The sequence below is a fragment of the Baaleninema simplex PCC 7105 genome, from assembly GCF_000332355.1.
GTDB classification, from domain to species: Bacteria; Cyanobacteriota; Cyanobacteriia; order Cyanobacteriales; family Geitlerinemataceae; genus Baaleninema; species Baaleninema simplex.
This window is the reverse complement of record NZ_KB235958.1, coordinates 2,481,519-2,483,912: the sequence shown is the minus strand read 5'-3', so window position 1 is coordinate 2,483,912 and position 2,394 is coordinate 2,481,519. Positions and strand designations below refer to the sequence as shown.

At 48.7% G+C, this 2,394-nt stretch carries 1 protein-coding gene; it reads right to left on the bottom strand.

The window, feature by feature from the left end:
* Positions 1–591: 591 nt before the first annotated feature.
* The gene (locus tag GEI7105_RS30345; protein WP_017660883.1) at positions 592–2,367 is read right to left on the bottom strand and encodes an ATP-binding protein; all 1,776 of its coding nucleotides are present in this window, start codon (positions 2,365–2,367) and stop codon (positions 592–594) included.
* Between the last annotated feature and the right edge of the window lie 27 nt (positions 2,368–2,394).

The following is a 2,394-nucleotide window of genomic DNA, read 5'->3' as shown; positions in this document are numbered from 1 at the left end:
CAAATCTCTCCATTTTCAACGAGGGCTAGAGGCTCTATCCCTTGTGAGGCAGGGGGTCTAGCTATGTTGTCACCCTCTCAGGAATTTTCTAGTTTGCAATTTCTCCTCGATTTGAAAGAATCCCTCTAAACATCTGGGTTGATAGCGTTCGAGTTTTTTTAAATCCTTAACGATCGCAGGATGAGAGTTACCTTAAATTTTTGATAAGATCGGGAATTATAGCTATAGCAGTCCCAAATGAGTCGTCAAAAATTAAAGCACCAGAAAAAATCTGATTCCCCGTTCCCGATTCCCTTTTTGTCTCAATTTTGTTACACAACTGATTTAGGGTTGCTATATAGGTTTGTCTCTTCTTGGCGAGCGATTGAGAAGTGGAGCTGTCTGTCCGAGATTGAGAGAGTGAGTGGTAAATATAACGATGCGATCGGGGTGTATCTCACTTTTTCAAAAATATGAATTTGGGGTAGGTTGGACTTCGGCTTCGCTCAGCCCATGGGTAGAGCGATAGCGAAACCCAACAGCAGCGAACTCGATCGCAAAAGCTGGTGTTTGATAAATTTACATTTTTGAAATTTACCCATGCGATCGCTACTAACGATCGGAATTTTGAGGAATGTATCGTCCTGTCTTTTGACTGTCAGCGATCGCCGCTTCCTTGATATGTCTCATCTCAATAGAACTTCCTTCTCGAGCGGCACGAAACGCCGCATCGACCGCTAAATTCGAGATAACACCTCCCGTAACATTCAACTTAGACAGCTTCTTATAGTCTAAATTCTTAGTTGGTGCTTGAGGCGGAAAGACTCGTTCCCAAATTTTTTGGCGCTCTTCAAAATCGGGAAAAGGAAACTTGACTATAAACTTAACCCGTCGCTCAAATGCTGAATCGAGAGCACTTGGAATATTCGTGGTTAAAATTGCCAAGCCGGGATACGTTTCCATCCGTTGGAGTAAATAACTCACTTCCTGATTGGCGTAGCGATCGCGAGCCTCTCTCACCTCTCCTCGCTTGCCAAATAAGGCATCGGCTTCGTCAAACAACAGCACTGCTCCCGCCGTTTCTGCCACTTCAAAAATACGAGATAAGTTCTTCTCTGTTTCCCCAATGTACTTACTAATGACACTGCTCAAATCGATGCGATAGCAATCCAAATTGAGTTCTTTCGCCATAATTTCAGCAGCCGTGGTTTTTCCCGTACCGCTCCCGCCGCTAAATAGAGCGCTGATTCCTAACCCTCGTTCGGAGCGTTTGGCAATGCCCCATCGATCGTAAACTTGGATGCGTCGATCGACATAAGTGACGATGTTTTTGAGCGTGGCGATTTGTTCTTTCGGTAAAATAAGATCGTCCCAACTCAGAGAGGTTTTGACTCGCGTTGCCACGGCGTCCAATTGTGGGCGAGCTTGTTCTCGACAGGCTTTCCACAGTTTCGCTTCGAGATCTGCCTCATCGATCGCCTCTTGTTTGAGGCTCGAACCAATCGAGTGAATTTCAGTGGGAGTGAGATCGAATTGAGCCACTAGCCGATCTAATCGTCCCTGCCACTTTTCCCCTAAATACGCCAGCCAAAGATGTTGGCGTTCGTCCAGATTTAAGGGCGGAATCTGTAGGTTTTTCGACAGTAGAGTGTCGAAAGATAAGGGTTTGGCGGTTAACAGGAGGAGGGGAGTCTCGAATCCCGCCAGCCATCGATCGAAGTTTGCCAGGCGATCGCAGGGTTGTCCGTCGAGGGAACGAGCGTCAATGACCAGCAGGCTGCGGTTCAAGCGCACCTCTTGCTGCCAGCGTCTCTGCCACTGTCGCCAGTCCACTGTCTCGAGAGGAAAGATTGAAAGCGAGAGGGTTTTTCCGAGACACCCTAACTCCTGACACGCCACGGCGGAAATGGCGTGTTGGGTGGATAAATTGCTTCCCCAAAGTTGCACGCACTGGCCGTCGTGGAGGGATGCAACCAGTTGTTGAATGAGGGGTTGGTAAGAGGGAGGAAAGCGGGTTTCCGAAAACGTCGGTAAGGTGGTGGTGCGGTCTTCGATCGAACTGTCGCGATAGGATTCCCCCATGAGGTAATGTAAAAGACTTTCATCGAGGGACAGGCGACGTAGGGGAAGATCGCCGTCGTCGTCGAGCTCGATGAGTTGCCAATAGCGAAGAGAGCCTTGAGGGGTTAAGGCACTCCAGTGACTTTCGGGAAACAGCTCCAGTGCGAGGCTGAAGGTTGGATAGGCCCGTTTGGGGTTCTGGTGAAAGCGAGCGCACAGGTTGCCCCTTGGTGGTGCAGAAAACTCCTGAAAGTGAGAGAGGGAGTGGATTTGAGAAAAAGGGGGTAGACAAAAAGAGGGGTCAGATGCGATGTTCGAGTTCCTCAACTAGCACATCAGCATCATGACCCCTCC